Raw genomic sequence first — 6,520 nt, forward strand, 5'->3', positions numbered from 1 at the left:
GCAGATAAAAAGCATAGTGTAATGGGCAACAGAGTATGGGCGCAAGGTTCGAATAGTTATGATCAATAAGAAACGTACAAGATACCGTAAATTCGAGCCGTATATTCAATTTAGAAGGGTTATGTTTAAACTGTTTACACCTAAATCGTTTAAACATATGGCTCTTTCTCAACCTTATTTAAAACTTGAGCCAGTGAATGATATCTGGAAAGTATATTGGAAAGGCGGCTTCATTAGTGAAACGGATAGTTGGAATAACCTACGATTGCAAGCACCTGATAACCTGTATTCCATTGCAACTGGACCATCGATCAGCGACCAGCAATTTAATAACCTAGATGGGGGCCAGTGCGTTTTAGTGAATGGTGCCGTTCAATTAGTGTTAGACAATAAAATTTCAACACCTTTAGCTGTGATGGTAGAAGACGCTCGCTTTATTTATGAGCGGTTTGAAATGTTGTTGGCCTTACCTAAGGGAACTCGTCTTTGCTTGGTGGCAAGTGCTATGCATGCGCTAGGCGTAGTAGCCGGTGTAGAAGGGTTAAAGCACTTTAATTTAATGCTCATAGATGGATTTGAAACCCCATATGGCTCACCAAAACGCTCAGTTGCAAGTGCACCCGTCAATAGCTACCGCAAATCAAGCAATGCCAAGCTAAGCCTAGATTTAAATGAAGGCCACTTCGGCTGCGGTACCGTTATGTATTGCGGTATTCAAATGGCGTTCCATTTAAGGGTTAAAGAACTGTATTTAGTTGGGTTCGATCTTACAAACTTTGACCAACCCCGCTTCTATGAAACTAAAGATAACGCCGCTTGGACAGGGCTTCAAAACGCTTATGAAGCACGCATATTGCCAGCCTTAGAGCTAACGATGCAAACCGCAGAAGAGTTTAATATGCAGGTTTATAATTGCAGCCATACCTCAATTATCCCTAGAAGCTTAATACCTTATTCAGATTGTTTGACGAAGTAGGGGCGGTAATGTTTTTAGCTGCGAGCTTTAAGTAGCGTCAAAAGAATCAGACCCTCTCAGTGTGGTTGTGTTTGAGAGGGCTGCTTTAAATGTTGGTTTTATGGGGTGTAGCTGTAGGTAAATTTAACGTTGTATTCTTTGCTCAGCTCTTCTAGGCGTTTTCTTCTTGAGCGCATTCTGTGGGTTGAGCGAGGGTATAAACCAAATTTTGACCAGCGTTTATATTTTGCTGTAGCCATAACTTTGGCATGGCGCGCTTCGCGGCTGGCTTGAAGCTGCTCTATTACGGGTTTTAAGTTGGGGTGTGTCTTTTTAGTAAGGTCAAAAATATAGGTATAGGAGGGCGGCAACTTAAACAACCGTAGGTGTTTAAATTGAGGGCTTTCAAGTAGGTTTTGCAGTACTTTTTGGTCCCATATCTCGGGTGTTTTTACCATTTGGTCGCGCCAAGTACGCAACAGCTCTAGAATTTGTTCATTATAGTTTAAATAAACGGTGCTACTGATTAATTCATTTTCATCTTTATAATGAGCTGCTATGTCTGCATCTAAAGTTTCAAAATACTTTTCTACGTTTTCATGTATAACAGAATCGACATCTAAATAAAGTACGGATTCTTGATGCTTCTCCATTAACTCTAAAATAGCGGTAGGTTTAAAGGCCGTAGCTTTTAACCAATCGGCAGGGGCAATTTCAATAAAGTCGTACTCTACCTTAAATCGCTCCAAAGACTTTTTGAGTAATTCAACATGGTCTTTATAGGTTGTGTCTGTTGTGTAATAGCCAACTACTCTCATGATTTAGTCTTTCCGTATTGCTAAGCGAATCAAAGCAATAAACAACCCGAAGAACCCTGCTAGCACAGTTGCTGCAATAGCGATTAGCTTACGGTTAGGCTTTTCAGCCGTTGCGGGTACCAGTGCTTGTACGCTGGGCTGCACATAGGCAATGTTAGCGGTATCTAAAGCAAAACCTTCAAGTGTGGCTATTTGGCCTTTAATGGTATTTGGGCTTATTGTAGTGATTGTTCTTTTATCTACTTCAGCGGTCACTTTTTGCAAATCACCCAACATAATTGGGCTGTTTTGCAGTACAGAAAGTTCAGCTTTTAATACTCTTGTACCTTTTAAAAAGTCTTCTTCTTTCTGCGGTTGCTCATTTAATAGCTGAACATTGCCGTTTCCGTGTACTAAAGCGCTCCAAGAAGTTGGCTCTTGAATATTAAGCTCGGTAGCAATGGCTAGGGCGGCTTTAAGGTGTTCTATTTTCTGCTCACGCTCCGCAATAGCAGTGCCTTTTAGTTCGTTCAGTTCAGTTTGCAGTAAAGCAATTTCAATATTGCGTTGGCCGTTAATATCATTCGCAAAGTCGGCAGTGGTTTTATTGCTCGCCAGAGTTAATAGTTCGTTCATCCAAAGTGCGGTTTGGCTAGGATTGCTAGATAAAATACTGAATGAAATTTCATCAAATTCAGCTTCTAAACCTTTAATTTCTTCAATAAAGTCATAGGTGGCTGGGGCTATACGAATGCTATTGGCAATGTTAGAAACGATGGTAAAACGCTGTTCAGCCGTTAACGGTTCACCTTTATCATCTACTAGAGCGTTGTGAGCTTCTAAGGCTTGCTCAATTAATTCACGCGATTGAAGGTTCTTTAAAAAGCCACCCAAAATAGTCTGGCGGCTTAAAGGTATAAGGTTTTGAGCAAGTAGTGGTTGAATATGCTTAGTGCTAGGTTTCTCAAAAACTGCTTCCACTCGATACTCTTTTGGCAAAGCCAATGCGATTGCTACGCCCATAACAGCGCCCAAAAAAGTGATACCGCATATGAGCTTCCATTGTGCTAATAAGTTGCGGATTAATTCGCCTAGATCGATTTCATCGGAGTGCGGTTCAGGGCGTAAATGGGCTAAATCTTGTTGAGACATTTAATATACTTCACTGTAATTTAAAAAGCGTAAGATACCATAGTGTGTGTTTGCAGGAAAAGCACTCTCGAACTTAATGCTTTTATGTTCGAAAGAATTACTTGAAATGACCTAAATCAACCTCATTCAGTGTTAGACTTGCAGGCGTTATGTAAATTAATCTATATTATTTGCGCACCAAAATTTAGAAGCAAACCCTAAAGGACTCCTAATGGAACTGACTTGTTTTAAAGCGTACGACATTCGTGGGCAGCTAGGCACCGAACTTAACACAGAGATTGCCTACCGAATTGGCCGCGCATTTGCGACATTCTTAAAACCTAAAAAGGTGGTTGTAGGGTGGGATGTACGCGAAACATCACCAGAGTTGAAAGATGCCTTCGCGCAAGGCGTATTAGATTTCGGCGCAGATGTAGTCGATTTAGGCATGTGCGGAACCGAAGAAGTTTATTTCGCGACTAAATTTTTGAATGCTGAAGGCGGTTGCATGGTTACTGCCAGCCATAACCCCATTAATTACAATGGCATGAAAATGGTGCGCGAAGATGCGAAGCCCATTTCGGCCGATACCGGCTTGGCTGATATTAAAGCCATGGCCGAAAAAGAGTCCTATTCCGAAAAAGCCGAGCAGCCAGGCGAGTTGACGGTTATTGATAACCGTGCTGCCTATGTAGAGCATTTAATGACCTACCTTGATGTCTCTGGCTTGAAACCCATGAAGTTGGTGGTGAATGCAGGGAATGGCGCGGCGGGCCCTACTCTAGATGCTATTGAAGCAGCCTTAAAGGCAAAGGGTGCACCCATCGAGTTTATTAAGGTGAATCACGAGCCAAATGCAGCTTTTCCAAATGGTATTCCTAACCCGTTGTTGCACGAACAGCAGCCAGTAACGGGTAAAGCCGTTAAAGAGCACAATGCCGATATGGGCATAGCCTGGGATGGTGATTTTGATCGTTGCTTCTTTTGGGATGAAGATGCCAACTTTATCGAAGGCTATTATATAGTAGGCTTATTGGCAGAAGCCTTTTTGGTACAAAAGCCAGGCGCTAAAATTGTTTATGACCCTCGTTTAACTTGGAACACGGTTGAAATTGTAGAAGGGGCCGGCGGTGAGGCTATTCAATCGGTATCGGGGCATGCCTTTATTAAAGAGCGTATGCGTAAAGAAGATGCCGTATACGGTGGCGAAATGAGTGCGCACCATTACTTTAAAGATTTCGCCTATGCCGATAGCGGTATGATCCCTTGGTTGCTTATTATTGATTTGCTCAGCCGTAAGCAAACTACATTGAAAGCCTTAGTAGAAGAGCGTATGGCCAAATTCCCAAGCCCTGGTGAAATTAACAGCAAAGTAGCCGATGCCGATGAAGCAATGAGCCGAGTAGAAAGCGAATATAAAGAAGGCGCTATTAGCGTTGAAAAGGTAGACGGGCTTTCTGTTGAATTTGCCGATTGGCGCTTTAACTTGCGTAAATCAAATACCGAGCCAGTAATTAGGCTAAACGTAGAAACACGAGGCGATCGCGATTTAATGGATGAAAAAACCCAAGAGCTGTTAGCGCTCATCCGCCAATAGGCACTAAATATTTAAAAACGAGAAAAAGCCGCGCTAAAGCGGCTTTTTTGTGACCGTATTTGCAGTAAAAAGCTTACACTCTTGACGTTCAGCCTCACGCTGTCAGGATGGCCGTTACTTTTAAATTACCAAGGATAGGTAATGAAATGGACAGTGAAATTTCATTCGATTTGCAATCAGAGCTCATCACTGAAGCGATTGCAAAAAAGACCAAAAAGCCAACATTATTGCCTTTGTCTTTTATTGCCTATCGGCAATTACCTCACCACATTCAACAGCATTACAGAGCTGATAGTAAGCCTTTGTGCAAAGTTGAAAAGGACCAATTGAACTCTTTTCGCAATAACCCTTTGTTAGACATATGGGTGAAAACAGGTCGAAAATGGGTTAAAGAGACTCATTTCTCACATAGATATACGTCAGAATCGATCGCACTTATCCCATTGCACGCCTTACAAGAAGTTAATGGTGAGGCAGAGAGTACGTATGTGCATTCTGAAAGTGCCTTGCAAAGTAGCTTTGCTAAAAAAATTGCCCAAAACTGGGGTAGCGAAAAGTTACGCAGTACTAATGTACATTTATCAACTCAATCAGGCGATGTGCCTCAAGTCTCCATAGCTAATCGGGGGGCCTCTGTTTTAACCAAGGGTGGGAAAAACGTTATTCCCAATATTAAAGATTATGCTTGGCAAGAAGGCGACACCCCTAGTTCAGTGGCCATGGCAACTCGTGGTCACCAAGATGCTCGTGGGTTATTTGGTTTTGATACATTTTATTCAAACAAAAACCTTCCTAGAGCGGGTAACAAAGTACGCATACAGCATGGCTGGAAACTAAACTTGCATGGCCATGCTCAAAATGCCAAGTTTGTCAGGCTATCATGGCATGGTCCGGTTTCTGGGGATCATAGCTTTGTTTTTGAGGGAAAGCATAAAGATGAGGTTATAGATTGGCAGCTCGATGTAGAGTTATTGCCTGGCGATTACACGATAACGGCCCAATCTGGTGAAACAGTAACAAGCCAAAATATAAAAATATTGGGCTCAAAAACCTTACAGTTCGGGCTCTTTTTTGACGGAACGGGGAAGAATTACAACGCCGACAAACATTGTGAAACGGATGAGTTTGAGCCTTCAAATATAGCGAAGCTTTATGAGTGTTATAAGCCAAGTATGGCCACAGGAGTTGGACGCCACTATATAGACGGTATTGGTACGGTAGATGTTGAGAACGAGGTCAAAATCTGCCAAGACGTCGCTCCCGGTTGGAAGGAAAAGCTGGCGCAGGCATTTGGTTATGGAATGAAGGTTCGAATGGAAGAGGCCTACAGCCGTCTAGTTAAGTTCCTTAGTACTATTAAATGTACTGAATTCGAAGTCCTAAATTTACAGATTGATGTCTTCGGATACAGTCGTGGAGCTGCAAGCGCTCGTGCATTCATAAATGATTTTAACAAGCGAACAGAGGCAGGTGGGCTACCCGACCAGCTTCTAGAATTAGATCGTATTAATTTTCGATTTTTAGGCTTATTCGAAACTGTAGGGTCGGTAGGTATACCTGGAGACAAGTTTAACTGCCCGTATAACTTAAATTTAGATTTTAGCAGTGCCAATGCTGTCTATCAGTTGTGCGCGTTACATGAGCAAAGGGCATACTTTCCCTTGAGCAGTATTAAATCGAAACCCGGTCAGTTGACCCCGCATAATTTTAAAGAAGAATACATTCCCGGAGCCCATGCAGATATTGGTGGTGGTCAGGCGCTTGCGGAGCACCCTAAAACAGCAACGCTGTCTAGATTTTTAGTTGGTTATTTAAAAGACAATCAAAAATCAAAACGTAAAGCGGAACGCAAAGTAGTTACGAAAATAGCTAAAGTGAAAGAAAACTATGCCTCATGGGGTGGTGAATTTAATGTGAAACGCAAAGAAAAACTGAATGAGAATGGAAGTGCAATTAATATTCACGTAGAAATCACTCTAATACGAGCCATTAACCCAAAACTTGAGCACTATGCATTAGATAAAATGTATCAGCATGCTC

General features: G+C 42.1%; 5 protein-coding genes (1 of these 5 cut by a window edge). 3 read left to right on the forward strand and 2 right to left on the reverse strand.

Features of this window, described 5'->3' with window-relative positions; all coding sequences use genetic code 11:
- Nucleotides 1-58: 58 nt before the first annotated feature.
- Entirely contained in the window at nucleotides 59-976 is a 918-nt protein-coding gene (locus tag QWZ13_RS10420) for a WaaZ-like lipopolysaccharide core biosynthesis protein (protein ID WP_290281717.1), read from the forward strand.
- A 98-nt stretch (nucleotides 977-1,074) separates the two neighbouring features.
- Here QWZ13_RS10420 and QWZ13_RS10425 read toward each other — a convergent pair whose 3' ends face one another.
- Both QWZ13_RS10425 and QWZ13_RS10430 read right to left on the reverse strand, forming a co-directional pair.
- Nucleotides 1,075-1,773, reverse strand: coding sequence for a putative nucleotide-diphospho-sugar transferase (locus tag QWZ13_RS10425; RefSeq protein WP_290281718.1), 699 nt, complete (start codon nucleotides 1,771-1,773; stop codon nucleotides 1,075-1,077).
- Nucleotides 1,774-1,776: 3 nt separating this feature from the next.
- Nucleotides 1,777-2,904, reverse strand: a complete 1,128-nt coding sequence (locus QWZ13_RS10430; protein WP_290281719.1) for a Wzz/FepE/Etk N-terminal domain-containing protein — start codon at nucleotides 2,902-2,904, stop codon at nucleotides 1,777-1,779.
- A 211-nt stretch (nucleotides 2,905-3,115) separates the two neighbouring features.
- Here QWZ13_RS10430 and QWZ13_RS10435 point away from each other — a divergent pair, with 211 nt between their 5' ends.
- Nucleotides 3,116-4,480 carry a phosphohexomutase domain-containing protein gene (locus QWZ13_RS10435; protein ID WP_290281720.1) on the forward strand — a complete coding sequence of 455 codons (1,365 nt, stop codon included), beginning with the start codon at nucleotides 3,116-3,118 and terminating at the stop codon, nucleotides 4,478-4,480.
- Nucleotides 4,481-4,587: 107 nt separating this feature from the next.
- Nucleotides 4,588-6,520, forward strand: partial view of a T6SS phospholipase effector Tle1-like catalytic domain-containing protein gene (locus tag QWZ13_RS10440; protein WP_290281721.1) — the 5' portion only. 278 nt of this gene lie beyond the right edge of the window; only the first 1,933 of its 2,211 coding nucleotides appear in the window; it begins with the start codon at nucleotides 4,588-4,590; its stop codon lies off the right edge, out of view.

Origin of the sequence: Reinekea marina, from assembly GCF_030409715.1 — a bacterium.
GTDB lineage: Bacteria > Pseudomonadota > Gammaproteobacteria > Pseudomonadales > Natronospirillaceae > Reinekea > Reinekea marina.

Excerpts from the sequence above, each read along its gene's own strand:
- QWZ13_RS10430 (WP_290281719.1), bottom strand. The coding sequence starts at position 2,904 with ATGTCTCAACAAGATTTAGCCCATTTACGCCCTGAACCGCACTCCGAT.
- QWZ13_RS10425 (WP_290281718.1), bottom strand. The coding sequence starts at position 1,773 with ATGAGAGTAGTTGGCTATTACACAACAGACACAACCTATAAAGACCAT.
- QWZ13_RS10420 (WP_290281717.1), top strand. The coding sequence starts at position 59 with ATGATCAATAAGAAACGTACAAGATACCGTAAATTCGAGCCGTATATT.
- QWZ13_RS10435 (WP_290281720.1), top strand. The coding sequence starts at position 3,116 with ATGGAACTGACTTGTTTTAAAGCGTACGACATTCGTGGGCAGCTAGGC.